Raw genomic sequence first — 23898 nt, 5'->3', positions numbered from 1 at the left:
TCGCGTCTCAGTCGGTGATGCCGATGAGGCTCTTGGTGATGTCGCCGATCTCGGCCACCAGGACGCGGCTGGCGGTGTCGTCGGGACCGAGTTGGCGGGCCGCCTCGCGGATGCGCTGTTCGGCCGCGGCGACCCGGTCGCCGTCGATGCGCCACGGCGCGCCGGGCGAGGTGGGCCCACCGCAGAGGGCGTCGGCGTATTCGTCGACGGCCACGACGAAGTCGCCGCTCAACGCCGGTGACGGCTCGGGGGGCAGGCTGGCCTCCAACGCCGCGCAGGACGTCGTGACCGCATTCAGCGCCGTGCGATAGGTCTTGAGCCAGCGGCGCAGCTCCCCGGAGTCCGACAGCGTCGCGCCTGCCGCCGCCTCGAAGGCGGCCCTGGCCCGAAAGGCCCGCTCCCACGCGGCGGCCAGCGCCTCCCCGGGGCTGTCGAGGCCGTGCACGAAGGCCTTGACCACGGTCGCGGCGTACTCGATCTCGGTCTTGAGCAGTTCGCCGGCGCGCTGCCGGAGTCGGACCATGGAGTCGTCCGGGAGGGCGGCGTGGACGAGCAGCGCCAGCGCCCCACCGATGAGGACCGCGATCAGGCGATCGGTCATGGAGCCCCCGCTCGCACCTCCCGACACGTCGATCAGGAACACCGCGGCGGCCGTCAGCGCCGCGCTCTGCACCACGTATCCGGACGTCGACGTCGCGTACCCGACCAGGAGGACCGCCACGACGAACACCGCGGCGAGTAGCCCGGTGGGGTGCACGACCGCGGTGACGACCGACGCCGCGACGATGCCGACCGCGGTGCCGCCGATCCGGCCCACGCAGCGGGTGTAGGTGTGCGCGGTCTCGGGTCGCAACGCCATGAGCGCGGTGAGCGCGATCCAGTACCCGTGCGGGACGTCGGCGAAGCGTTCGATGCCCACCCCGGCGCCGACGGCGGTGGCCAACCGGACGGCGTGCCGCAGGATCGGCGACTCGCGGGTGAGGTGCCCGCCGATGGCGGCGGTCGCGGCGGGGACCGTCGACGTCACGCCGAAGCGCAGCGCGACCGCCTCGCGCAGCTGCTGGGACAGGCGGTGGGCGAGCGTGACGTTCGCGACGTCGACGGTGCCCGCCGCGGCGTCGACCGACTGCAACCCGTCGTTGGCGCGCTGCTTGGCGGCGCGGCCGCGACCGGCCACCGCCGTGAGTACCGACGCGGCGGCCCGCAGGACCTCGGTCACCCCCGCGTCGCCGGGGGCGCGTCCCGCCAGTGCGGTCAGGGTGACCGAAATGCGTTGGGGCAGTGCATACCAGGCCCGGTAGGCGACGGGGCGGTGACGCACCTGCCGGTCGGTCTGCGCGACGGCGTCGCGCAACCAGGTCAGCGGCCGCGGGTCCACCCCGGTCTGGTGATCGGCCGCGAGATTCGCGGCGTCGGTGCCGAGCGACGAGTAGGCCCGCGTCAGCGCGTCGCGCTGCATCCGCCACCGGCGTCGCGGCCATAGGCCGATCAGCGCCGCCTGCACCAGACCGCCGAAGATGGCGAGCAGCGTCGCCCCGGCGACGGAACCGAGGGTGGGGGCTACGGGCGGTGCGGTGACGAGCAAGGCGCCGCCGGCCGTGGCGATCAACCCGGCCCTGGCGCTGACCCCCCACTGCACGCCCGCCAGGAAGCACCACGCCGCGGCCACCAGGACGAACAGCACGCCGCTCGAGGACGTCGCGGTGCCCAGCAGGACCGCGGCACCCATCTCGAAGGACGTCGCGGTGACCACGGCCAGCGGGCCGCGGGGACTGTCCTGCAGCGCGGTCACGCCGGCGATGACCGCCGACCCGGCGGCAGCCGTCGCCGCGCCTGCCGCACCCCAGGTCAGACCGGCGCCCGCCGCGACCATGACGCCGAGCAGACTGCGCCCCACCGCACCCAGATCAGGCGTGGCGAGCCGCAGCGGTAAACCCTTCATCGCATGACCATCACAACTCGTCAAAACCTACCGAATCGTCGGCCCATCGTGGGTGATGCGACTGGGCGCGGCGGTACGTTCACGAGGTGGAGAAGGTCATCATCACCCTGCGGGGGCCGGCCGGCGACGACGCGTGGCCGACGAGGGTCCGCACCGAGATCGCCGATGACCTGCTGGCACTGGGGGCGCCGGGTCTCGCGGTCAACGTGCGCGACGCCGCGGTCGACGGCTCGCTGATGACGTTGACGACGATGAACCCGCCCGTCGTCGGCTTCGTCGGCATCTGGACGCCGCAGTCCTACGGCCCGCACGTGCTCGGTGCCCTAAAGCGTCTGGAGGGTGAGTTCGCCCGCGTCGACGCCTATGTGGTGACCGAGTCCGTGCCGCTGGCGCCCCCGCCGACCGCACCGGGCACCCGCACGCCGGGGTTCGCGAACGTGGCGCTGCTGCGGCGACCCCCCGAGCTCGACGAGCCCACGTGGTTCGCGCGCTGGCACGTCGACCACACCCCGGTCGCCATCGCGACCCAGTCCACGTTCGGCTACGTCCAGAACGCGGTCGTGCGGGCGCTCACCCCGGAGGCGCCGGCGCTCGCCGCCATCGTCGAGGAACTCTTCCCCATCGAGGCGACCCGAGACCTGCACGCGTTCTTCGGCGCCGCCGACGACGCCGACCTGAGCGCGCGGATGAACCGCATGGTGGCCAGCACGTCCACCTTCGGTGCCGATCGCAACGTCGACACCGTTCCGACCAGTCGGTACGTCCTGCGCACGCCGTTCGCCGCGGAGGCGACACCGTCGCGCTGACGGAGCCCGGTCGCACGTACTCGAACGGTTGACGAATACGCTGCCGCCGTGCTGGTGGAGATCGACGACGCCGATGGCGTGCGCACCCTGACGCTCAACCGTCCCGAGGCCCTGAACGCCTTCAACGAGGCGCTCTACGACGCCACCACGGTCGCGTTGCGCGCCGCCGACGACGACCCCGCCGTCGCGGTCGTCGTGCTGACCGGCAGCGGCAGGGCCTTCAGCGCCGGCAACGACCTGCTCGAGATGCAGGCCAGGATCACCGACCCGAACTTCGAGTCGGGCGAGTACGGCTTCCCCGGCATGATCGAGACGCTGACGGCGCTCCGCAAACCCCTGATCCTGGCCGTCAACGGTCTCGGGGTGGGCATCGGGGCGACGATCCTCGGGTACGCCGATCTGGTCTTCATGTCGACGACGGCCCGGCTGAAGTGCCCCTTCACCAGCCTCGGGGTGGCCCCAGAGGCGGCCTCGTCCTACCTGCTTCCGCAACTGGTGGGACGGCAGAACGCCGCCTGGATGCTGCTCTCCTCGGAATGGATCGACGCGCAGGAGGCGCAGCGGATGGGGTTCGCGTGGAAGGTGTGCGAGCCCGACGACCTGCTGCCCGAGGCGATGCGGCACGCGAAAGTGCTTGCCTCCCGCCCGGTTTCGAGTCTGATGGCCGTCAAGCAGACCATGGTGGAACCGACTCGCGCCGAGATCGCGGCCGCCGCGGCACGCGAGTACGCGCAGTTCGCCGAGTTGCTCGGGGGAGTAGCCAATGCCGACGCCCTGGCCGCGTTCGCCGACCGGCGGGAGGCGTCCGGCTAGCTCGCCGCGTGCACCGGACACTGCGGCGCCAGCGCCGCCTCGATGAGGGCGCGGACCGTGCGCCTGCAGCGTCCGCAGTCCAAGCCCGCGCCACAGGCGTCGGCGATCTGCCGGGAGGTGGTGGCCCCCGAGGCGACGAGATCGGTGACGGACTTGCTGGTCACGCCGGTGCAGAGGCAGACGAACATGCGCGGTTCAGTCCTTCGTCGACGTCGGTGCGCCGCATGCCGCGGCGGCGTGGCGATCAGATAAGTGAAGCGTACCCTTAGTTAGGACAGCCAGTCCATCCTCTCGGCGACATTCGTGGGTCTTCGGACGCCGGCGCCGAGCCGGGACACGGCCGCGCGTCGGTCGGAGATCGCCCCTCGCGGACCGGTGGGTGCACTAGGTTGGGTGGGCGCGACAGCCCAGCCCGTCCGGTGAAACAGGAGCAACCGATGCAAGGCGATCCCGACGTCCTCAAACTGCTCAACGAGCAGTTGACGAGCGAACTCACCGCGATCAATCAGTACTTCCTGCACTCCAAGATGCAGGAGAACTGGGGCTTCACCGAACTCGCCGCCTACACCCGCAAGGAGGCGTTCGAGGAGATGGTGCATGCCGAGCGCATCACCGATCGGATCCTGCTGCTCGACGGGCTGCCGAACTACCAGCGGCTGTTCTCCCTGCGGATCGGGCAGACGCTGCGCGAGCAGTTCGAGGCCGACCTCACCATCGAGTACGACGTCATGGCGCGGCTCAAGCCCGGGGTCGTCATGTGCCGCGAGAAGCAGGACTCGACGAGCGCGATCCTGCTCGAGGAGATCCTCGCCGACGAGGAGCACCACATCGACTACCTCGAGACCCAGCTGCAGCTGATGGACACACTCGGGGTGGAGCTCTACTCGGCGCAGTGCGTGGCCCGCCCGCCGCACGTCGGCAACGGATAGCCCTAACTAGAACGCGTTCCAGAAACCCGCCGTCGAGCGTACGATGCGGCGATGAGCAGAATCGGAGACTTCGCCGACGACGACGTTGCCGCCTGGGTGACGAAGTCACCCGACATCGGCGTCCCGATAGCCAACTTCGCGAATGCGGTCTACACCAAGAATCGGCTGCCGCTGCGGACCCGCGAACTGGCCCGCATGGTCATCGCCCTGGACAACGAGTGCATCGTCTGCCAGAACACCAGGGACTCCGACGGCGTCGCCGCGGGGGTCGACGAGGACCTCTACGACCACGCCGCGCAGTGGCAGACCTGGCCCGGGTACAGCCCGCAGGAGCGCATCGCCGCCGAGTTCGCCGCCCGGTTCGCCCGCGATCACACCGCGCTGCGCGACGACGAGGACTTCTGGCGGCGTGCCCACGAGCAGTTCGACGCCGAGGTGCTGACCGACCTCGCGCTGTCGTGTGCGCTGTGGCTGGGCATGGGCCGCATGCTGCGCACCCTGGACATCGGGCAGGCCTGCACCATCACGCTGTGATCCTCGGGTCCCACCCCGCGGCGCGGCCACGTGCAGAATGAGCCCATGGCAGCCACACCACTCGCCTCCGCGGCCATCGCGCGGCTCGAGTCAGAAGGAGTCGTCAGCGTCGTCGGCACGGTCGTCAACCCGGCGGGTCTGATCCACGCCAAGACCGTGCCGGTCCGACGGATCGGCGGGTTCGCCGACCCCGGCCTGGGGGCCAGCCCCGTCTGGCACGTCTTCGCGATCGACCAGGCCGGCGTCGTGGTGGGCGGTGACATCGGGGTCGTCGGCGACCGCCGGATTCGGCTCGACCTCGACGCGCTGACCATCCTCGGCGACGGGTTGGCCTGGGCCCCCGGCTCGTTCTTCCAGCAGGACGGGTCACCCGACCCGTTCTGCAGCAGGGGGACGCTGGCGCGCATCGAGGAGCGACTGGCCCGGGCCGGTTTCTCGGCCCTCATCGGCCACGAGATGGAGTTCGTCCTCGTCGGGCCGGATGGCTCCCGCTTGCCCGCGCACCTGTGGGCGCAATACGGCCTCGCCGGGGTGCTGGAGTACGAGGGCTTCGTCAAGGACGTGACGGTCGCGGCGACGACGGCCGGGGTCGCCATCGAGCAGTTCCACCCCGAATACGGCGCCAACCAGTTCGAGATCTCCCTGGCCCCGCGGTCGCCGGTCACCGCGGCCGACCACCTGACCCTGCTGCGGATCATCGTCGGGCGGGCGGCCCGCCGCTACGGCCTGCGGGTCAGCATGTCCCCGGTGCCCTTCGCCGGGGCCGTGGGATCCGGTGCGCACCAACACTTCTCGCTCGAGCACTCCGGCGTCCCGCTGTTCTCCGGAGGGCGGGGCGTACACGGCACGAGGCCGGCGGGGGAGGCGGCGATCGCGGGCGTGCTCAACGGTCTACCGGAGGCCCAGGGCGCGCTGTGCGGGTCGATCCTGTCCGGGCTGCGCCTGCAGCCGAGCAGCTGGTCGGGTGCGCGGGTGTGCTGGGGCACCGAGAACCGCGAGGCGGCCGTCCGGTTCCTCGAGGGTGGTCCCGGCAATCCCCACGGCGCCAACGTCGAGGTCAAGGTCATCGATCCGTCGGCCAATCCGTACTTCGCCTCGGCGGCGATCCTGGGCCTGGCGCTCGACGGCATCGAACGCGAACTGCCCCTGCCCGAGGAGACGACGGTCGACCCCGCGACGCTCACCGAACAGGAGCTCGATGCCGCGGGGATCGTGCTGCTGTCGAACTCCCAGCCGCCCACGATCGACGCATTCGCCGAATCCGCGCTGCTGCGAAGCATTCTCGGCGATTCGGCGGTGGAGGCCATCGCGGCCGTCCGGCGCTACGAGCACCAGAACTTCGGCGACCTGACCCCCGAGGAGCTCGCCGACCGGTTCCGGCTCGCCTGGAGCGTGTGACGGGCGGCTAGACCAGACCCGTCGCGTCGAAGATCCACGACATGTCCGCCGACATTAGGTCGTCCATCCAACTGGCCGGCGCGAAGTTCTGCAGGGCGGCCATGTCCCAGTAGTCCTTCCACACGGTGACCTTGCCGTCGCGCACCTCGTGGACGCTGACGAACTTCAGCGTCGCGGTCTCACCGGTCGTCCACTGCCACGTCTCGGAGTGCTCGTACATGACGTGGCTGCCGTCGCTGAGGAGCAGCCCGTCGTGGTTCTCGTAGGCGGCCAGCGGTGCGATGCCGATCCTCAGCCGCTTGACGACGTCCCGGGGTCCGCGGGCCGCCAACGTCGGTCCGGTGGGGACGTCGAGGTAGATGCACTCCGGCGCGAGGAACGTCGCGACCTCGTCCCAGTCGCGGGCCGACAGCGCCTTCCACAGTCCGCGAACCGTATCCTCAACCGACACTGGACAACTCGTCTTCCTGGCGGGGGATGGCGGGAGACCGATGCGCGGCGCGCAGGAACCGGCCGGTCCTGCGACGCCCGACCAGATCGGTGGGCCGGCCGTCGAGGAACACCGCGCGGCCGCCGACGAACACGGCCGTGACCGTCTCGTCGTTGCGGTTGACCATCCGCGACAGCCCGCCGTACTGCGCGACGGGCTCCTCGGCGTAGGCGTCGAGTCGATCGTCGAGCCGCCGTGGGTCGACGATCACGACGTCGGCGCGGTCGCCGAGGCGAAGGTGCCCGGCGTCGAGGCGGTACCAGTCGGCCAGCTCCCCGGTGAGGCGGTGCACGGCGTGCTCGATGGTCATGAACGGACGGCCGGCGGCCTCGGCGTCGCGCACGTGGCGTAGCAGTCGCAACCCCATGTTGTAGAACGCCATGTTGCGCAGGTGGGCGCCCGCGTCGGAGAAGCCCATCTGCACGCCCGGGTCACGGGCCAACTGCCGCAACACCTCTGGCCGGTGATTGGAGATCGTCGTGCGCCATCGCAGCGCGGTGCCGTGTGCGACCACCAGGTCGAGGAACGCGTCGACGGGATGCAGCCCACCGCGGTCGGCGCCGACTTGACCGAAGGACTTGCCGACGACGCCGGCGTCCGGACACGCGACGATCTCGGCATCGAAGAAGTCGCGGTGCCACACCCGCACGCCGAACCTGCTCTCGTAGTCCTTGCGGAACCGGCGGCGGTAGTCCTCGTCGCGCATCATCTCGTTGCGGGCGACCTCGTCGCGCAGGTGCAATGCCGCTGCGCCAGAGCCGAATTCCTCGAAGATCACCAGATCGATGCCGTCGGCGTAGACCTCGAACGGCACGGGCAGGTGCTGCCACCGGAAGTCGCCGCCGAGCCGGTTGACCAGTCGCGCCACCGGGCCGAGCACCTTCACGGCGTAGGGGTTGGCCTTGACGTCGGCCGCCGAGAGCAGGCTGGTCTTGAGCGGGTTGCGGAACACGCCGAGCGACTGCGCGAGCTGCGACACCAGATTGAGCGGGCTCTCGATGTCGGGACCGGACTGCAGGACGCGTCCCCTCCTGCGCAGCAACGACTTCAGCCGACGTTGCTCCCGGGCCTTGGCATAGGTCGACGGCAGGGTGCGCGACCGGCAGACGTCGCCGTCGAGTTTGTCGAACAGCAGTTGCATCGAGGACATTCCGACGAATCCCGCCCTGAGTGCCTCGGTCAGCATGCGCTCCATCTCGGCCTGCTCACCGCGGGTGGGACGTTCGCTGCGGCGGGTGGCGCGGTCCAGGCCCATGACCGCGGTGCGCATGTCCGAGTGTCCGATGAAGGCAGCCAGGTTCGGCCCGAGCGGCATCCGCTCCAGCGCGTCGACGTACTCCTCGCAGCTGCTCCACGTCTTGTGCCCGTCGACCGCGGCAATGACGTGGTCGCGGGGGATGGCCTCCACGCGTCCGAACAGGTCGCCGGCCTCGGTGCCGTCGACGTGGATCGTCGAGAGCGAGCAGGAGCCGAGCATGACGGTGGTGACTCCGTGCCGCAGCGATTCGGTCAGTGCCGGACCGCCGAGCACCTCGACGTCGTAGTGGGTGTGGATGTCCAGCAGGCCGGGCAGCACCCACTGGCCGGTCGCGTCGATGACGTGGGGGCAGTCGGTCGCGTCCAGGTCCGCGGCCGAGATCGCCGCGACGTGACCGTCGCGGATGCCGATGGTGCGCACCGCCGACGCCGCTCCGGTGCCGTCGAACCAGCGCCCGTTCGCAATGATGGTGTCGTAGGTCACTCCGTCATAGAACAGCGGCCGCATAGCCGTGTCAACGATTCCGTGAACACTTTTTCAAAGATGTCTACTGCTCGGCCCAGGCGTCCGGCGTCCGGCCGTCCACGTCGGTGAAGCCGTAGACACGTGCGAGATCGACCGAGCTCACCGACCGCTGGTTCCAGCGCGCACGATCGGGGTCGGCGGCGATCGCCGCCACGCCTCGGCCCACGAAGCGCGGGCTCTCGGACGCGAGGAACGCGGCGGGCGCGGTCGGTGCGCCGCCGGCGCGCTCCGGTCGCAGGGCCTCGCGCCAGCCGTCTGCGGTCACGGCGTAGGTGTCGAGCATCATCTCCGAGCGCAGCCAACCCGGGGTGACGGACACCGCCGTGCCCCCGTACGGCGCGAGGTCGTGTCCCTGGCTGAACGCGATCCGGTTCACCGCCACCTTCGCCAGGTCGTAGAAGGCTGACACCCGGTAGTGCCGCGCGTTGAACTCGGCCGTGCCGTCGGTGACCTCGACGAGCAGTCCGCCTGGGCGCGTGATGAGCAACGGCAGCAAGCAGTGCGACGTGATCAGGTGGGTGTCGACGCCGAGCCGCAGGATGCGCAGCCCGTCGTCCAGGTCGTGTTCCCACAGCGGCCGGTTCCAGGTCGAGGGCGGGCCCTTGAGCAGCTCGGCCCCCCAGACGTCGTTGACGAGGACGTCGATGCCGCCGTAGTCGTGCCGCAGCCGATCGGCCAGGGCACGCACCTGCCCGACGTCGAGATGATCGGTCGGCACGGCGACGCCGACGCCGCCGAGGTCGTCGACGAGTTCGGCTGTCTCCTCGATGGTTTCGGGTCGGTCGTAGTCCGAGTCGAGGTGCACCGCCGAGCTGGTCCGGCCGGTGCACACGACCGTGGCACCCGCCTCGCCGAGGGCTTCGGCGATGCCGCGGCCGGCTCCCCGGGTCGCCCCCGCCACCACGGCGACACGGCCTGCCAGGGCGCGGGGACCCGTCGGTGCGGACATGTCGTGAAGTATTCGCCGTCGACGGCATCTGCCGTCACGAGTTCGGCATCCCGGGGCATACTCGGCGGGGTGACCCCACTGCAGCGCTACATCGCCGAAGAGATCGCGACCGACCACGTCGAGGGACTGATGTCCCGGCGTGAGGCCATGCGCCGACTGGCCCTCATCGGAGTCGGCGCCACGGCGGCCAGCGCCCTGATCGCCGCGTGCAGCGACTCGTCGAAGCCGGCGAACGGCACGCCGACGGCCAGCGCACCGGCGACGTCCACCGGGGCCGCGACCGAGAAGGCGCTCCCGCCGGGCATCGAGAACGCGCTGCAGACCGAGCCGATCACGTGGCCCGGACCGCGCGGTGACCTGCAGGCGGCGTGGGCCGCGGCGACCGAGCCGAAGGGAGCCGTGCTGGTCCTGCACGAGAACAAGGGCCTCACCGACTGGGTGCGTTCGGTGGCGGGGCGGTTCGCCGGCATCGGGTATTCCAGCCTGGCCATCGACCTGCTCTCGGGCGAGGGCGGTACGGCGAAGTTCACGGACCCTGCGCAAGCGACGGCCGCGCTCAGCAAGATCTCGCCGGAGGACTTCCTCGCCGACATGAAGTCCGGTGTCGAGGAGCTGCAGCGCCGAACGCCGGGGGTCAAGGCGGCCGCCGTCGGATTCTGCATGGGCGGCGGCCTCGTCTGGCAGCTGCTCGCGTCGGGTGAACCCCAACTCGCGGCCGCCGTGCCCTTCTACGGCCCGCTGCCCGACGGCGCCGACTTCAGCGGCTCGAAGGACGTTGCGGTGCTGGCGTTCTACGGATCCGAGGACGCCCGCGTCACCGGTACCAAGGACGCCGCGCAGCAGGCGCTCGACAGGGCCGGGGTGGTCAACCAGCTCGTCGTCGAGCAGGGGGCGAATCACGCGTTCTTCAACGACACCGGTGACCGCTACGACCCGACCGCCGCCACCGACGCGTGGGACAAGACCCAGGCGTGGCTCACCAAGTACGTCGGATAGCCGCTGTTCACGCCGCGTTCGGATGGTCCTACCCGTGGTTCTCCCGACGGTCGTGCCACCCCGCTTCGATGAATCATGCGGGTCGTCCAGGTAGCCAACTTCTACGGGCCACGTTCGGGCGGATTGCGCACGGCGGTCGACCGGCTCGGGGCCGAGTACTGCGCCCGCGGTCACGACGTCGTCCTGGTGGTGCCGGGCCCCGTCGCGTCGCAGCGGCTGATGAGGTCGGGCGTACGCCGAATCTCGTTGCCGGCCAGGCAGATTCCCTACACCGGCGGCTACCGCGCCGTGCTCCCGGGGGCGGTCGTCGAGGTGCTCGACGAGTTGCGGCCCGACGCCATCGAGGTGTCGGATCGCCTGACGCTGCGCTCGCTGGGTCCGTGGGCTCGTCGACGCGGCGTCGTCAGCGTCATGATCTCCCACGAGCGACTGGATCGTCTGGTCGGCCAGGTGCTCCCGGGGCCCGCGGCGCGGGTCGTCGCGAACGCCGCCAACCGGAGGACGGCTGCGACCTACGACGTGGTGGTCTGCACGACGGCGTTCGCCCGCGAGGAGTTCGACCGCATCGCCGCCGACAACGTGGTGACGGTCCCGCTCGGCGTCGACCTCGAGCAGTTCCACCCCAGCCGACGGTCGGCCGACCTCAGGAGCAGGTGGGCCGCACCCGAGCAGACGCTGCTGGTGCACTGCGGCAGGCTGTCGGTCGAGAAGCATGCCCATCGCAGCATCGATACCGTTGCGGCGCTTCGTGATTCGGGTATCGACGCCCGCCTGGTCATGGTCGGGGAGGGGCCGCTGCGGGCCAAGCTGGAACGCCATGCCGCCGGGCTGCCCGTCGCGTTCACGGGCTTCGTCGGATGCCGCGACACCGTCGCCGCCATCCTGGCCTCGGCCGACGTCGCGTTGGCGCCGGGCCCGCACGAGACCTTCGGGTTGGCCGCGCTCGAGGCGCTGGCCTGCGGCACGCCCGCCGTCGCCTCGAGGACGTCGGCGCTGGCCGAGATCCTCACCGCGGGCAGCGGCGCCTCCGCCGCCAACCATCCCGAAGCCCTCGCCGCGGCGGTGGCCGGCGTCATCAGCCGACCGGAGTCCTCGCGACGCGACGGTGCCCGGCGTCGGGCCGAGCAGTTCTCCTGGCCGTCGTCAGCGGCGGGCATGCTGACCGCGCTGGGTGCGGGGTGAGCGGCACGCCGGAGCGCTAAATTGACCGGATGGGCGCTCCCACCCCAGGTGCCACCGACTTCGATCGCGCCAGGACGCTGTGGTTCGCGCTGCTGCTGACCCTGACCAATGGATTCATGGACGCGCACACCTTCCTCGTCCGCGGCGGAGTCTTCGCCAACGTCCAGACTGGCAACGTCATCTTCTTCGCCATCGACGTCTCGGGACGCCAGGTGCACGCCGCGCTGGCACACGTGTGGCCCATCCTTGCGTTCATGGTGGGCATCGCCCTGGCCGCGCACATCAAGTCCGGACGGGTCGACCACGTCGTCGCCTACCCGCTGCGCTGGACGATGACCGTGCAGGTAGCGGCACTGGTGGTGATCGGCTTCGTTCCCGTCACCGTCGCCCACACCTACGTCACGGTGCCGATCGCCTTCCTCGCCGCCGTGCAGATGGGCCTGTTCCGCAACATCGGCGACCTGGCGTACCTGCCCGTCGCCACGACCGGCAACCTCATGCGGTTCATCGAGTCCGGGTACGACGGCGTCGTGGAGCGCAGCGCGCAGGCCCGCCGGGCCTCGGGCATCTATGGCGCGCTGATCGTCGCGTTCGCCGGGGGCGCGTTGATGGGTGCGTTCGCCAGCCGCATGTGGGGTGCGCACGCCATCTGGGTGGCGGCGGGCGTCCTCGCCGCCACCCTCGTCCTGTTCATCGTCGACGAGCGCGTGCTGCGCTGACCGCGGCGGTTTGATCGGAGGCCATTCCGGGCACCCGCCGAACCAGCCGGTGCGTCAATTTCGGCGCTCCCCGCAGCGAAGGAGCTCGACATGAATTCCCACACCATCGTCCTGATCGTGGTGGCCGTCGTGGTCGTCCTCCTGGTGATTCTCGGCGCGGCATTCCTGGCCCGCAGCGCCCGGGAGAAGAAGCGGCGCGCCGAGGCCGACCGCATTCGTGAGGAGGCGCGCGAGGAGAGCAGTCGGGTGCAGAAGCGCGAGGCCATCGCCGCCGAGACGGAGGCCAGGGCCCGGGCCGCCGCCGCGGAGGCCGAGGCCAAGGCCGCCGAGGCCGCCCGCCTAGCCGACCGGGCCGCCTCGCACCGGTCCGAGGCCGCCTCGTCGCGCGAACAACTGGATGCGAAGTGGCAGCAGGCCGATTCGCTCGATCCGCGACGCAAGGACGATCCCGAGGCCGCCTACGAGATGGCCAAGAAGGACGATCGCGAGCGCACCGACGTCGAGGACACCGGACACGAGCACGAGGACCGGGCCGTCACCTAGCGGCCGTCAGCGCGGCGGAGTCCACGCGACCGGTAGGCGTTTGATGCCGTGGATGAAGGCCGATTGCAGTCGCGCCGGCTCGGCCTCGGCGGCGACGTCCGGGATCCTCTGGTGCAGTTCCTCGAATGCGACGGTGATCTCGCGCCGGGCGAGGTTCGCGCCGAGACAGAAGTGCGCACCGCCGCCGCCGAAGCCGACGTGCGGGTTCGGGTGACGACGCACGTCGAAGCGCCACGGATCGGCGAACGTGGCGTCATCCCGGTTGGCCGACCCGTACCACAGCGAAACCTTGTCTCCGGCAGCCAGATTGGTGCCCGCGAGCTCGGTGTCGACGGTGACCGTCCTGCGCATGTACGCCACCGGTGAGGCCCATCGCACGATCTCCTCGACCGCAGTCGGCGCGATGCCGTCGTAGTCGCTCCACCAGTCGTCGCGCTGTTCGGGGTGCCGGCTCAGTGCGAGGACGCCGTGGCTGATCGCGTTGCGCGTCGTCTCGTTGCCTGCCACCACCAGCAGGATGAAGAACGACGCGATCTCGGCCGACGTCAGCCGTTGGCCGTCGACCTCGGCCGCCACCAGGCTCGTGGTCAGGTCGTCGCCCGGGTGGGCCCGCCGGTGGTCGGCCAGCTCCGCCGCATACGCCCCGATGTCCATGGCCACGTGGACGAACTCGTCGAAGTCGGCCGTGATCTCCGGGTCCCCGAAGCCGAGGATGACGTTGGTCCAGTGGAACACCTTCTGGTGGTCCTCCTCGGGAATGCCCATCATGTCGCAAATGACCTGCAGCGGAAGGGGACCGGCGAGGGCGGCGACGAGATCGGCGCGGCCGTCGCGATGGTCGGCGACCATCGCCTCGACGAGCCGGCGCGCGCGGTCGCGGACCGAACCCTCGATGCGCGCCAGCACGCGCGGCGTGAACGCGCTCCTGACGATGTTGCGCAGCCGGGCGTGCCGCGGATCGTCCATCGCGATCATCGATCCGAAGTACTCCGCCAGCTCCGGGGTCTGATCCCCGATGACGATTCCCCCCGCCGAGCTGAAGATCTCGGGATGCCTGCTGGCGTGGTGGACGTCTGCGTAGCGGGTCACCGCCCAGTGCCCCCGGCCCTGCGCGAACCCGTCCTGCACGAACTCGGGTTGCCGGGACACCGGCGCCTCGCGGCGAAGGGTGGCGAACGCACCGTCGCGCACGTCGTCGTCGAGCGCCCAGAAATCCCAAGACCCCAGATTCACCTCGGCCAGTGGCACGTGCGGCGGCGGCGTGCCGTTGATCCGCGGCGCGATCACGGCCTGGCCTCGTGGTCGGGCCTGCCGTGGGTCCGCCGCCGCTCCTTCATCGTGGCCTCGAACACGTGGCGCTCACCTGCCTGCAACTCCTCGCGCACTCGTCGGTCCTGCTGCCGGAACTCCGTCCAGTAGCCGTCGTCGAACTCCTCGACGATCTGGAACGTCCAGCGGCCGTAGAGCACGTTGCGGCCGACCAGTTCGGTCTCCAGGCGGTCAGCCTGCGCCGCGTGACCCGCCTTGCGCAACGCCTCGCAGGCATCTCCGAGCGCCAGATCGGCACCACCCATGAGCTGATGGAACGAGTAGAGGTGCCCGCGGGCGCGCTCGACGTACTCCAACGCCTCGGACACCTTTCCGACCGCGGCGATGGTGTCGTCGTCGAGGTCGGCGGGTCGGCGGTCGAGAGGAGCGGCGTCGTGGTTCATGACACGCCCTTACCCGGCCGACCAACCACCCAACCGCCGCCGCGGTTTCGACGATGGGCTGCGCGCGGCGGTTTCGACGTGGTAGCACCTAGGCGTGCGAAACCCACATGCGGGACAACCGTTTACGACCTCCGACGCCGAGATCGCCGACGCCCTGCTCGACACGAGCATCCCGACGCTGCTGCTGTCGCTGGTGCACATGTCGGGGGACCCCCAGCTCATCAGGGGCGCACTCAAGCCGGCGGGACTGTTCCTCAACGAGGTGCAGGGCTACATGTCCGAGGAGGACAAGGCGGCGGCGCGCGCGCTGGCGCTGACGGTGATCGCCGACTACCGCGACCGCGGCTGTCCCGAACCCGAGCCGATCGACGGCGCTCTGCTGAAGGAGATGATGGAGTGGCTCGTCTGCGAGCCCGTGCCCGACGAGTACGTGCCGCTGCTGCTCGAGGAGATGGAACTCGACGGCAGGGACGGCCGGGCGGTGCTCCCCACCGCCGGGGGCGCCCACGAGGACTTCCCGGTGGTCGTCATCGGATGCGGTGAATCCGGTCTGCTCGCGGGCATCCGGCTGAAGGAGGCCGGCATCCCGTTCACCATCGTCGAGAAGAACGCCGGACCCGGCGGCACCTGGTACCAGAACACCTACCCCGGAGCGCGCGTCGACGTCGGAAATCACTTCTACTGCTACAGCTTCGAGCCCACCGACCAGTGGACGCACTACTTCGCCGAACAGCCCGAGCTGCAGGCCTACTTCCAGCGCGTCATGGACGAGCGCGGGGTCGGGCCGCACGTGCGATGGGGCACCGAGGTGACCGACGCCGCCTGGGACGACGACACCGCGACGTGGACGGTCCGCACGCGCGACGGCAGCGGCGCCGTCGACACCCTCGTCGCCCGCGCCGTCATCAGCGCCGTCGGTCAACTCGACCGACCCCGGCTGCCGACGATACCGGGTCGAGAGACGTTCCGCGGCAATGCTTTTCACTCCGCGCGGTGGGATCACTCGGTGGACCTGAGTGGCCGGCGCGTCGCGCTGATCGGTGCGGGCGCCAGCGGCTTCCAGATCGCCCCGGCGATCGCCGAGGACGTCGGCCACCTCACCGTCTTCCAGCGCACCGCCCAGTGGATGTTCCCCAACCCCAACTACCGTCTGCCGGTCGGGCCGGGAGTGCGGTGGGCGCTGCGACACCTGCCGTTCTACGGTCGGTGGTACCGCTTCCTGCTGTTCTGGCCGGGCTGCGACAAGGGTTTGGCGGCGGCGCGCGTCGACCCCGACTACCCCGATCGGCAGCGCGCGGTGAGCGAGGTCAACGACCTCGCCAGGATCGTGTTCACCGAGTGGATCACCAGCCAGGTGGGCGACGACCGCGAACTCGCCGCCAAGGTGGTACCCGACTATCCGGCGACCGGCAAGCGCACGCTGCAGGACGACGGCAGCTGGCTGCGGACCCTGACCCGTGACGACGTCGACCTGGTCCGCACCCCGATCGAGCGCATCGAGGCCGACGCCGTCGTGACGGCCGACGGAGTGCGACACGAGGTCGACGTAATCGTCTACGCCACCGGTTTTCACGCCAACGAGATGCTGCTGCCCATGACGATCACCGGTCGCGACGGCCGGGATCTGCGCGCGACGTGGGGCCAACGTCCGACGGCCTACCTCGGCATCACGGTGGCCGGGTTCCCGAACTTCTTCTGCATGTACGGACCCGGCACCAACCTGGCCAGCGGGGGCAGCCTGATCTTCCACTCCGAATGCCAAATGCGGTACATCGCACAGTGTTTGGACCTGTTGACGGCTGACGGTCGGCGGTCGATGGAGCCGCGACAGGAGACGGTCGACCAGTGGGTGCGACGCAGCCAGGACGAGATGGCCACCCTGGTGTGGTCGCAACCGTCGATCGAGCATTCGTTCTACAAGAACGACTTCGGCGAGGTCTACTCGTTGAGCCCGTGGCGGTTGGTCGACTACTGGTCGTGGACGAGGACGGTCGATCCGGAGGACTTCACGTTCGGGTGAGGAATTGGTGCCGATGGGTGTCCGGGATAGGCGTTAGCATCGAACGTATGTGCGAAGACCTGTCCGAAGCGGCGCTGGTGGAGCGCATCGCGGCGCTGGAGGTCTCCAAGTCCGCCGCGGCGGCCGAGCAGGCCGAGTTGACCATGGCATTGGATGCGGCGCGCCGCGCTCGCGAGGCCGCTGCCGGGGTGCCCGCGTCCCAGCGGGGCAAGGGCCTGGCCAGTGAAGTGGCATTGGCGCGCAAGGATTCCCCGAACCGCGGCGGACGCCACCTTGGCTTCGCCCGCGCCCTGGTGTACGAGATGCCCCACACCCTGGCCGCGCTGAAGGCCGGGGCGCTCTCGGAATGGCGGGCGACGCTGATCGTGCGCGAATCGGCGTGCCTGTCGGTAGAGGACCGCGCCCGGTTGGACGAACGGATGTGCGCCGACCAAAACGCCCTGGAAGGCAAGGGCGACAAGCGCATCGAAGCCGACGCCAAGGCCATCGCCTACCGCCTGGACCCCCAGGCGATCGTGGACCGCGCGGTACGCGCACCAGCGCAACGCTCGGTGTGGATCCGCCCGGCCCCGGACGCGATGACCTACGTGACCGCACTGCTACCGATGCCCCAGGGTGTCGCGGTCTACGCCGCGCTGCGCCGCACCGCCGACACCTGCGGGGACGGCCGCGGCCGCGGACAGGTCATGGCCGACACCCTCGTCGAACGCATCACCGGGCGCCCCGCCGACGTCGCGGTCCCGGTCGCCGTCGAATTGGTGATCACCGACGAGACGCTGCTGGGCGGGGACCCCACCCCGGGGCGGATCCCCGGCTACGGCCCGATCCCGGCCGCGGTGGCCTGCCGCCTGGCCGCCGACGCCGCTGCCGACGCGCGTTCCAAGGCCACCGTGCGCCGCCTCTACCGCCACCCCACCTCCGGGGCGTTGGTGGCCATGGAGTCCCGGGCGCGGCGCTTCCCCGCGGGCATGGCGCGCTTCATCGCGGTGCGCGACGACACGTGTCGCACCCCGTATTGCGACGCCCCGATCCGTCACACCGATCACGCCACCCCCCACGCCGCGGGCGGGGCGACGAGCTTGCGCAACGGGCTCGGGGAATGCGAGGCCTGCAACTACGCCAAGGAAGCCCCCGGCTGGCGGGTACGCACCTTCTGCGACCACCAGGGCCGCCACACCGCCGAATTCACCACCCCCACCGGCGCCACCCATCACTCCACCGCCCCACCCCTGCTCGGTGACCTGGTCCCCCTCAAGGCCAGCGGCATCGAAATCCACCTCAGCGACCTCCTCGCCGCCTGAGGGGCGCAAGGCTGCCTCAGTCGCCTTGGGCTTCGACGACGGCCTTGATGCGCTCGAGGGTCTTGCGCATGTCGCGGGTGTTTCGCCGCCTGCGCAACTGGCCGCCGAAGATGCCGAAGAGGGTTGTCGTCAGACCCCCGGGCATCCGGAACGACTCGGTGACGTCGGTGCCGCCGTCCACCGGAGTGAAGCGGTAGTGCCACGTGTTGACGGGGCGACCCCCGAGGAGGACCTCGAAGCCGAACTCCCTACCGGGCTCACACGCCGTCACGCGGCAGGTCGTCCAGTAGACGGGCCCGATCTCGTTGCGGCGCACGTGGCCGCGGAACGTCGCGCCCAGCGCAGGTCCGGTCGCGCCGTCGAGCCACTCCGCGTCGAACGTCTCGGGCGAGAACTTCCCGGTGTTGCGAACGTCGGCGACGAGGTCCCAGATCTGCTCTGCGGGTGCGGCCATCGTCACGGTCACTGCTGCGTGCACGGGAACCTGCCTTCGTCACGAGGTCTGGCCGGAGATCTAGCCCAACGTATACACGTTCTTCGGGGTGACGATTGAGGTAATCGCGGTGGCCAGCGTCGTGCCCACGTCGCTGCCGTCGTCGGGCTGATCGGCATTGGCCAGGACGACCAACGTCGTCTCTCGCTCGCCTGGCGACCGGGTGCCACCATGGGCGGGTGACCGACTGGGATGGCGAAGCCTACGCGCGGCGCAGCGAGTTGCAGCGCGCCATGATCGACGAGGCGATGTCCGGTCTGACGTTCCGCGCCACCGACCGCGTCCTCGACATCGGTTGCGGCGACGGCTTTCTCATCGCCGCGATCGCCCGGCTGGCCCCCGACGGACTGGTCGTCGGCGCCGACCCGTCACGCCGCATGGTGGCCGCCGCGGACGCGTCGGTCGCGTCCCGCCGGTCGGGGCCGCGGTTCGTCATCGCCGACGCCCGTGCACTGCCCTTCGACGGCGGCTGCTTCGACGCCGTCGTGTCGTTCAACGCGCTGCACTGGGTGCCGCAGCAGGACGTGGCGCTGCGTCAAATCGCCGCGGTACTCAGGCCGGGCGGCTCGGTCACGGTGCAGCTGGTGTGCGCCGGACCCCGCCGGAGCCTGGAGGACGTCACGATGGACGCGACCCGGGCGCCGCGCTGGGCGTCGTGGTTCGACGGCTTCACCGCGCCCTTCGTCCACCCCGATCCGCACGCCTTCGCCGACCTGGCGCGGGCCGCGGGGCTGGCGGTCGACGACGTCACCGTCGCCGACAGGCAATGGGACTTCGGTTCGCGCGAGGCGTTCACGCAGTGGTCGGCGATGGGGTCGACGGCGTGGACGGACCGGTTGCCCGAGGACCGCCGCGCCGCGTTCGTGAACGAGCAGATCGACGGCTACGAGCCGCTGGCCGGCGCGCCCGGACTGTTCCGCTTCATGCAGATGCGGGCGCGGCTGCACCGCGAGCAGACTGGGTGACATGAAGATTCGCTTCGGCGTCGGCCTCGGCGCGGGCCCAGAGTCCCGCCCCGCCGAACTCGCGGGCATCGTCGACCGGCTCGAGGCCGCGGGCATCGACTCGCTGTGGTTCTCCGAACTGGTCTACACCGACGCCGTCGACCCCTTCGTCGGCATGGCCTACGCCCTGGCCCGCACCAGCAAGCTCAAGGTCGGCACGTCGGTGGTGATCCTGCCCGGGCGCCACCCCGTCCTGGTCGCCAAGCAGCTCGCGTCGCTGGCCGCGCTCGCACCCAAGCGGGTGTTGCCGGTGTTCGGCCTCCGCTCGGCCATCCCCGCCGAGCGTGACGTGTTCCTGGTCCCCGACGGTCAGCGCGCGGCACTGTTCGACGAGGCCCTGCAACTGCTCAGGGTGGCGTTGTCGGCCGACGGTGCCGACTTCTCCGGTGAGTTCTTCACGGCATCGTCGATCTCGGTCGGCCCGCAGCTGGACCGTCCGCTGGACATCTGGCTCGGAGGCTCGGCGCCCGCCGGTCTTCGCCGCATCGGCAGGCTCGCCGACGGGTGGCTCGGCAGTTTCCTGACCCCCGACGAGGCGCGCCGCGGGCGGGAGCTCATCGAGGCGTCCGCCGCGGAGGCGGGCCGGGAGGTCGAACCCGACCACTACGGCGTCAACGTGGCCATCGCCGAGAACGGCGTGCCCGAGGGGGCGCTCGCGGCGATGCGCCGGCGTCGCCCCGACGTCGACCCGACCTTGCTGGTCGCCGACGGCTGGCCGGCGCTGCACCGGATGATCGACGGTTACCTGGCCGCCGGGCTGACCAAGTTCGTGATCCGGCCGATCGGCGGAGTCGGGATCGACGAGTTCATCGACCGCTTCAGCGTCGAGCTACTGCCGCGGGAGAACTGACGGGTGTGACGTCGCGACCGTGTCCTTCCGGTAGTCTGCGGTCGTCGCGGGCGGCTCTTCAGGACGAGGAGCTACCGACTCCAACTCACCTAGACGCCGAAGGCTGAACTTTGCCAGACACACCAAGCAAGGCCCAGGGTCTCGAGCCGCACTTCGATGACGTGCAGGCCCACTACGACCTGTCGGACGACTTCTTCCGGCTGTTCCTGGACCCCACCCAGACCTACAGCTGCGCCTACTTCGAGCGCGACGACATGACGCTGGAGGAAGCGCAGATCGCGAAGATCGACCTGTCGCTCGGCAAGCTGGGGCTCACATCAGGAATGACCCTGCTCGACGTCGGCTGCGGTTGGGGCGCCGTCGTCAAGCGGGCCGTCGAGCAACATGACGTCAACGTCATCGGCCTCACGCTCAGCAAGAACCAGCAGGCCCACGTCGAGCGACTGCTCGCCGCGACCGACAGTCCGCGGAGCAAAGAGGTCCGGCTCCAGGGTTGGGAGCAGTTCGACGGCAAGGTCGACCGCATCGTGTCGATCGGCGCGTTCGAGCACTTCGGGCGCGACCGCTACGACGACTTCTTCAAGATGGCCTACGCCGCGCTGCCCGACGACGGCGTGATGATGCTGCACACGATCATCAAGCCCAGCGACGAGGAATTCCGCGAACGCGGGCTGCCCCTGACGATGAACAAGATCAGGTTCTTCAAGTTCATCATGGACGAGATCTTCCCCGGCGGTGATCTCCCGCAGGTGGTCGCGGTCGAAAAGCACGCCATGGCAGCAGGTTTCAAGCTCACGAAGGTCCAGCCGCTGCGGCTGCACTACGCCCGCACCCTGCAGATCTGGGCGGCCGCCCTCGAGGCGCACCGCGACGAGGCCATCGCGATCCAGTCGCAGGAGGTCTACGACCGGTACATGCGCTACCTCACCGGCTGCGCGGAACTGTTCGCCGAGGGGTACACCGACATCGCGCAGTTCACGCTCGAGAAGGGCTGACGGCTACGCCGGCGGTCGCCGTCCCGGAGGTCCCATCTCGCCTCCGGCGGCGTCGCGGCGCCGGGCCGCCATGCCGGCCAGTGCCTCGAACACCACGCGGTGCGCGGCGTTGACCGTCAGCTCGGCGTGGTCGTAGGCGGGGGAGACCTCGACGACGTCGACGCCGGCCACGTCGTGCTCGTAGCAGAGCTGACGCACCATCCGTAGCAGGTCGACGCTGGTGATGCCGCCCGGCTCGGGGGTGCCCGTGCCCGGCGCGTGCGCGGGATCCAGCACGTCGATGTCGACCGACAGGTAGAGCTTGTCCGCCTTGGCCAATGCCTCGCCGACCGCGTCGACCATGACGGCCTTGAAGCCGCGCTCCCAGATCTCCTGCATGGTGTGCCACACCATGCCCTGCTCCTGCATCCACTCGAACGTGTCCTGGGGCGGCCAGTAGCCGCGCAGTCCCACCTGGACGAAGTGCGTGCCGGGCACGGCGCCGGACTCGATCAGTCGGCGCATCGGCGTGCCGTGGCTGGCCAGGTTGCCGTCGATGATGTCGGCGGTGTCGGCGTGGGCGTCGAAGTGCACGATGCCGACGTTGCCGTACCCGTGCACGTCGGCGACGGCGGTCGCCGACGGCCACGTGATGGAGTGGTCCCCGCCGAGCACCACGGGGACGATGCCCCGCGACGCCACCGCGTGCACCCGCTCCTTGATGTTCTGGTGGGACACCTCGGTCATGCCGTGCGGGCAGAACGCATCACCGAAGTCGACGACCTCCAGCCAGTCGAAGATCTCCAGGCCGAGGTCCATGTGATAGGTCCCGGGCTCGTACGCGGTGGCGCGGATCGCCCGGGGCCCGAAGCGCGCGCCCGGTCGGTTGGTGGTCGCGACGTCGAAGGGCGCCCCCACGATCGCCACGTCGGGACGCCACGATTCGAGCTGCTCGACCTCGGTCAGGAACGGCCGGTGCCCGAAGGTCGCGAGACCCGAGTACGGCAGGTCGATCTGCTCGGCCATTCCCGGGGGAAGTTCGCGGCGCGGCCCCTGGTCCCCAGCCGAATGGGAGTGGTCGTGACTCATGGGGTGACAGTACAAGCACGGCTTAGGATCTGGCGTCATGTCACTGATCAGCGTCGGCGAGATCCAGGCGGCGGCGCAACGGATCCGCCCGTACGTCCTGTGCACCCCGCTGATTCCGGCGCCATGGGGTGATCGGGACCGCCCGCTGTTCCTCAAGCCGGAGGGTCTGCAGTCCGTCGGCGCCTTCAAGGTCCGCGGCGCGTTCAACGCGATCGGCCGCCTCGACGCCGCGACCCGCGCCAGGGGAGTCGTCGCCTACTCGAGTGGGAATCACGCCCAGGCCGTCGCCTGCGCCGCGGCCAGGTTCGGCATCGTCGCCCACATCGTGATGCCAAGGGAGACACCGCAGGTCAAGATCGAGGCGACCCGCGCGCACGGTGCCGAGGTCGTGCTCTGCGAGCCCGGTCGGCGCGAGGCGGTGGCCGCGGAGGTGGTGGAGCGGACCGGGGGAGTGCTCATCCCGCCGTTCGACCACCCCGACGTGATCGCCGGCCAGGGCACGATCGGGCTGGAGATCGCCGAGGATCTGCCCGAGGTCGCCAGCGTCATCGTCCCGGTCAGCGGCGGCGGCTTGGCATCGGGGATCGGCACGGCCATCCGGGCCCTCGCTCCCGCCGCCACGGTGTTCGGGGCCGAGCCGGAACTGGCCGCCGACACCGCCGCGAGCCTGGCCGCCGGACACCGCGTCGACTGGTCGATCGAGGATCGCAACCGCACCATTGCCGACGGGCTCCGGTCGCAGCCCTCCGCCCTGACCTTCGCGCATCTTCGGCAGGTGCTGGATGGCGTGATCACCGTGTCGGAGAACGAGATTCGCGACGCCGTGCGCGAGATCGCGCTGCGCGCCAACCTGGTGGCCGAGCCCAGCGGCGCGGTCGCGCTGGCCGCCTACCGCCGGGGTGCCACCCCGCCGGGGCCGACGGTGGTGATCGTGTCCGGTGGCAACGTCGAACTAGGCATGCTCGCGCAAATCCTCACCGGCTGAACCGGACTACCAGGTCAGCAGCAGCGGCGTGGAGACCTCACACCGGTCGCGCGCCGAATGGGCCCAGGCGTCCTGCATGGCGACGGCCTTCAGCAACCGGCGTCGACCGGTCCAGCCGCATGAGCACCACGCCGTCGCGTTCCCGAACCCGAGCACGTGCACCGAGACGATGCCGCGGGGGAGATCGACCTGAACCGGCGCTGCCGGCCGTGGGCTCAGATGAAGTGCGGTCATGACCCCTCCTTCGCGAACGGCATCGTCGCCGCCACGGACGTAGCTATCAGCTAATTGGGAGGATCATTACTCAGCCGCAGGTCCGATTGGGTGGAGGAACGGTCACGACTCGACCACGGTCCCCGGGAACGGGCGCTTCCCCGCGCCCCGGC

Annotated in this window: 25 protein-coding genes; 15 read left to right on the top strand and 10 right to left on the bottom strand. The window is 70.3% G+C overall.

The features are described 5' to 3' along the window. Positions 1-7 precede the first annotated feature (7 nt). Positions 8-1942 (bottom strand): FUSC family protein, encoded by a 1935-nt coding sequence (locus G6N60_RS14755; RefSeq protein WP_163738495.1) that lies wholly within the window; start codon positions 1940-1942, stop codon positions 8-10. A gap of 86 nt (positions 1943-2028) precedes the next feature. On the opposite strand from G6N60_RS14755, the gene G6N60_RS14750 reads away from it, so the two are divergent. Both G6N60_RS14750 and G6N60_RS14745 read left to right on the top strand, forming a co-directional pair. Then, complete coding sequence (locus G6N60_RS14750) at positions 2029-2748, top strand: EthD domain-containing protein (RefSeq protein ID WP_163738492.1); 720 nt, start codon at positions 2029-2031, stop codon at positions 2746-2748. A 48-nt stretch (positions 2749-2796) separates the two neighbouring features. Continuing rightward, positions 2797-3561: an enoyl-CoA hydratase/isomerase family protein gene (locus G6N60_RS14745; protein ID WP_163738489.1), complete on the top strand. Its 765-nt coding sequence runs from the start codon at positions 2797-2799 to the stop codon at positions 3559-3561. Here the strand turns inward: G6N60_RS14745 and G6N60_RS14740 are convergent. Further along, the gene (locus tag G6N60_RS14740; protein ID WP_163738486.1) at positions 3558-3749 is read right to left on the bottom strand and encodes a (2Fe-2S)-binding protein; all 192 of its coding nucleotides are present in this window, start codon (positions 3747-3749) and stop codon (positions 3558-3560) included. The two genes, G6N60_RS14745 and G6N60_RS14740, sit on opposite strands and share 4 nt — an antisense overlap. A 249-nt stretch (positions 3750-3998) precedes the next feature. Here G6N60_RS14740 and bfr point away from each other — a divergent pair, with 249 nt between their 5' ends. From bfr to G6N60_RS14725, 3 genes are read left to right on the top strand one after another with little or no spacing between them, the layout of a single operon-like run. Beyond that, the gene (bfr, locus tag G6N60_RS14735; protein ID WP_163738483.1) at positions 3999-4490 is read left to right on the top strand and encodes a bacterioferritin; all 492 of its coding nucleotides are present in this window, start codon (positions 3999-4001) and stop codon (positions 4488-4490) included. Positions 4491-4541: 51 nt separating this feature from the next. Further along, a complete protein-coding gene (locus G6N60_RS14730; RefSeq protein WP_163738480.1) occupies positions 4542-5024 on the top strand; it encodes a carboxymuconolactone decarboxylase family protein in 483 nt (160 codons plus the stop codon). Between the two features lie 45 nt (positions 5025-5069). Next, entirely contained in the window at positions 5070-6422 is a 1353-nt protein-coding gene (locus G6N60_RS14725; RefSeq protein ID WP_163738477.1) for a type I glutamate--ammonia ligase, read from the top strand. Positions 6423-6429: 7 nt separating this feature from the next. Here G6N60_RS14725 and G6N60_RS14720 read toward each other — a convergent pair whose 3' ends face one another. From G6N60_RS14720 to G6N60_RS14710, 3 genes are read right to left on the bottom strand one after another with little or no spacing between them, the layout of a single operon-like run. After that, entirely contained in the window at positions 6430-6873 is a 444-nt protein-coding gene (locus G6N60_RS14720; protein ID WP_163738474.1) for a nuclear transport factor 2 family protein, read from the bottom strand. Continuing rightward, positions 6863-8677: an N-acyl-D-amino-acid deacylase family protein gene (locus tag G6N60_RS14715; RefSeq protein ID WP_163738471.1), complete on the bottom strand. Its 1815-nt coding sequence runs from the start codon at positions 8675-8677 to the stop codon at positions 6863-6865. The genes G6N60_RS14720 and G6N60_RS14715 overlap by 11 nt, the downstream gene beginning before the upstream one ends. Positions 8678-8717: 40 nt before the next feature. Further along, positions 8718-9644, bottom strand: a complete 927-nt coding sequence (locus G6N60_RS14710; protein WP_163738468.1) for an SDR family oxidoreductase — start codon at positions 9642-9644, stop codon at positions 8718-8720. Between the two features lie 69 nt (positions 9645-9713). On the opposite strand from G6N60_RS14710, the gene G6N60_RS14705 reads away from it, so the two are divergent. The 4 genes from G6N60_RS14705 to G6N60_RS14690 all read left to right on the top strand — a co-directional run bounded on the left by G6N60_RS14705 (position 9714) and on the right by G6N60_RS14690 (position 13084). Then, positions 9714-10640: a dienelactone hydrolase family protein gene (locus tag G6N60_RS14705; protein WP_163738465.1), complete on the top strand. Its 927-nt coding sequence runs from the start codon at positions 9714-9716 to the stop codon at positions 10638-10640. 75 nt (positions 10641-10715) lie between these two features. Continuing rightward, the gene (locus G6N60_RS14700; RefSeq protein ID WP_163738462.1) at positions 10716-11822 is read left to right on the top strand and encodes a glycosyltransferase; all 1107 of its coding nucleotides are present in this window, start codon (positions 10716-10718) and stop codon (positions 11820-11822) included. A 29-nt stretch (positions 11823-11851) separates the two neighbouring features. Further along, positions 11852-12541 carry a YoaK family protein gene (locus tag G6N60_RS14695; protein ID WP_163738458.1) on the top strand — a complete coding sequence of 230 codons (690 nt, stop codon included), beginning with the start codon at positions 11852-11854 and terminating at the stop codon, positions 12539-12541. A gap of 90 nt (positions 12542-12631) precedes the next feature. Then, on the top strand, positions 12632-13084 hold the full coding sequence (locus G6N60_RS14690) for a hypothetical protein (protein WP_179969696.1): 453 nt from the start codon (positions 12632-12634) through the stop codon (positions 13082-13084). A 6-nt stretch (positions 13085-13090) separates the two neighbouring features. On the opposite strand, the gene G6N60_RS14685 is transcribed toward G6N60_RS14690, so the two are convergent. Both G6N60_RS14685 and G6N60_RS14680 read right to left on the bottom strand, forming a co-directional pair. Continuing rightward, positions 13091-14371 (bottom strand): cytochrome P450, encoded by a 1281-nt coding sequence (locus G6N60_RS14685; RefSeq protein WP_163738455.1) that lies wholly within the window; start codon positions 14369-14371, stop codon positions 13091-13093. Continuing rightward, positions 14368-14796, bottom strand: a complete 429-nt coding sequence (locus G6N60_RS14680) for a hypothetical protein (RefSeq protein WP_163738451.1) — start codon at positions 14794-14796, stop codon at positions 14368-14370. Before G6N60_RS14680 ends, G6N60_RS14685 begins: the two co-directional genes overlap by 4 nt. Positions 14797-14890: 94 nt before the next feature. On the opposite strand from G6N60_RS14680, the gene G6N60_RS14675 reads away from it, so the two are divergent. Both G6N60_RS14675 and G6N60_RS14670 read left to right on the top strand, forming a co-directional pair. Further along, the gene (locus tag G6N60_RS14675; protein WP_163738449.1) at positions 14891-16816 is read left to right on the top strand and encodes a flavin-containing monooxygenase; all 1926 of its coding nucleotides are present in this window, start codon (positions 14891-14893) and stop codon (positions 16814-16816) included. Positions 16817-16863: 47 nt separating this feature from the next. Then, on the top strand, positions 16864-18117 hold the full coding sequence (locus tag G6N60_RS14670; protein WP_163738446.1) for a 13E12 repeat family protein: 1254 nt from the start codon (positions 16864-16866) through the stop codon (positions 18115-18117). 16 nt (positions 18118-18133) lie between these two features. Here G6N60_RS14670 and G6N60_RS14665 read toward each other — a convergent pair whose 3' ends face one another. Beyond that, positions 18134-18595, bottom strand: coding sequence for an SRPBCC family protein (locus G6N60_RS14665; protein WP_163738443.1), 462 nt, complete (start codon positions 18593-18595; stop codon positions 18134-18136). Positions 18596-18789: 194 nt separating this feature from the next. Between G6N60_RS14665 and G6N60_RS14660 the strand changes: the two genes are divergently transcribed. The 3 genes from G6N60_RS14660 to G6N60_RS14650 all read left to right on the top strand — a co-directional run bounded on the left by G6N60_RS14660 (position 18790) and on the right by G6N60_RS14650 (position 21459). Further along, positions 18790-19575, top strand: coding sequence for a class I SAM-dependent methyltransferase (locus G6N60_RS14660; protein ID WP_163738440.1), 786 nt, complete (start codon positions 18790-18792; stop codon positions 19573-19575). 1 nt (position 19576) lies between these two features. Further along, positions 19577-20464, top strand: a complete 888-nt coding sequence (locus G6N60_RS14655; protein WP_163738435.1) for a TIGR03854 family LLM class F420-dependent oxidoreductase — start codon at positions 19577-19579, stop codon at positions 20462-20464. A gap of 110 nt (positions 20465-20574) precedes the next feature. Beyond that, positions 20575-21459, top strand: coding sequence for a cyclopropane mycolic acid synthase family methyltransferase (locus G6N60_RS14650; RefSeq protein ID WP_163738432.1), 885 nt, complete (start codon positions 20575-20577; stop codon positions 21457-21459). A gap of 3 nt (positions 21460-21462) precedes the next feature. On the opposite strand, the gene speB is transcribed toward G6N60_RS14650, so the two are convergent. Beyond that, entirely contained in the window at positions 21463-22527 is a 1065-nt protein-coding gene (gene speB / locus G6N60_RS14645) for an agmatinase (RefSeq protein WP_372510934.1), read from the bottom strand. Between the two features lie 37 nt (positions 22528-22564). Between speB and G6N60_RS14640 the strand changes: the two genes are divergently transcribed. Next, positions 22565-23512 (top strand): threonine ammonia-lyase, encoded by a 948-nt coding sequence (locus tag G6N60_RS14640; RefSeq protein WP_163738429.1) that lies wholly within the window; start codon positions 22565-22567, stop codon positions 23510-23512. Positions 23513-23518: 6 nt separating this feature from the next. Here the strand turns inward: G6N60_RS14640 and G6N60_RS14635 are convergent, their stop codons facing one another. Continuing rightward, a complete protein-coding gene (locus G6N60_RS14635; protein WP_163738426.1) occupies positions 23519-23746 on the bottom strand; it encodes a hypothetical protein in 228 nt (75 codons plus the stop codon). Positions 23747-23898 lie beyond the last annotated feature (152 nt).

It is taken from the genome of Mycolicibacterium madagascariense, from assembly GCF_010729665.1.
GTDB classification, from domain to species: domain Bacteria; phylum Actinomycetota; class Actinomycetes; order Mycobacteriales; family Mycobacteriaceae; genus Mycobacterium; species Mycobacterium madagascariense.
This window is presented reverse-complemented; position numbering and strand designations above follow the sequence as displayed.

What these genes read in the sequence shown, in the direction of transcription:
- G6N60_RS14755 (WP_163738495.1), bottom strand. Translation starts at nt 1,942, where the DNA reads ATGAAGGGTTTACCGCTGCGGCTCGCCACGCCTGATCTGGGTGCGGTG.
- G6N60_RS14740 (WP_163738486.1), bottom strand. Translation starts at nt 3,749, where the DNA reads ATGTTCGTCTGCCTCTGCACCGGCGTGACCAGCAAGTCCGTCACCGAT.
- bfr (WP_163738483.1), top strand. Translation starts at nt 3,999, where the DNA reads ATGCAAGGCGATCCCGACGTCCTCAAACTGCTCAACGAGCAGTTGACG.
- G6N60_RS14730 (WP_163738480.1), top strand. Translation starts at nt 4,542, where the DNA reads ATGAGCAGAATCGGAGACTTCGCCGACGACGACGTTGCCGCCTGGGTG.
- G6N60_RS14725 (WP_163738477.1), top strand. Translation starts at nt 5,070, where the DNA reads ATGGCAGCCACACCACTCGCCTCCGCGGCCATCGCGCGGCTCGAGTCA.
- G6N60_RS14715 (WP_163738471.1), bottom strand. Translation starts at nt 8,677, where the DNA reads ATGCGGCCGCTGTTCTATGACGGAGTGACCTACGACACCATCATTGCG.
- G6N60_RS14710 (WP_163738468.1), bottom strand. Translation starts at nt 9,644, where the DNA reads ATGTCCGCACCGACGGGTCCCCGCGCCCTGGCAGGCCGTGTCGCCGTG.
- G6N60_RS14700 (WP_163738462.1), top strand. Translation starts at nt 10,716, where the DNA reads ATGCGGGTCGTCCAGGTAGCCAACTTCTACGGGCCACGTTCGGGCGGA.
- G6N60_RS14695 (WP_163738458.1), top strand. Translation starts at nt 11,852, where the DNA reads ATGGGCGCTCCCACCCCAGGTGCCACCGACTTCGATCGCGCCAGGACG.
- G6N60_RS14690 (WP_179969696.1), top strand. Translation starts at nt 12,632, where the DNA reads ATGAATTCCCACACCATCGTCCTGATCGTGGTGGCCGTCGTGGTCGTC.
- G6N60_RS14680 (WP_163738451.1), bottom strand. Translation starts at nt 14,796, where the DNA reads ATGAACCACGACGCCGCTCCTCTCGACCGCCGACCCGCCGACCTCGAC.
- G6N60_RS14670 (WP_163738446.1), top strand. Translation starts at nt 16,864, where the DNA reads ATGTGCGAAGACCTGTCCGAAGCGGCGCTGGTGGAGCGCATCGCGGCG.
- G6N60_RS14655 (WP_163738435.1), top strand. Translation starts at nt 19,577, where the DNA reads ATGAAGATTCGCTTCGGCGTCGGCCTCGGCGCGGGCCCAGAGTCCCGC.
- speB (WP_372510934.1), bottom strand. Translation starts at nt 22,527, where the DNA reads ATGAGTCACGACCACTCCCATTCGGCTGGGGACCAGGGGCCGCGCCGC.
- G6N60_RS14640 (WP_163738429.1), top strand. Translation starts at nt 22,565, where the DNA reads ATGTCACTGATCAGCGTCGGCGAGATCCAGGCGGCGGCGCAACGGATC.
- G6N60_RS14635 (WP_163738426.1), bottom strand. Translation starts at nt 23,746, where the DNA reads ATGACCGCACTTCATCTGAGCCCACGGCCGGCAGCGCCGGTTCAGGTC.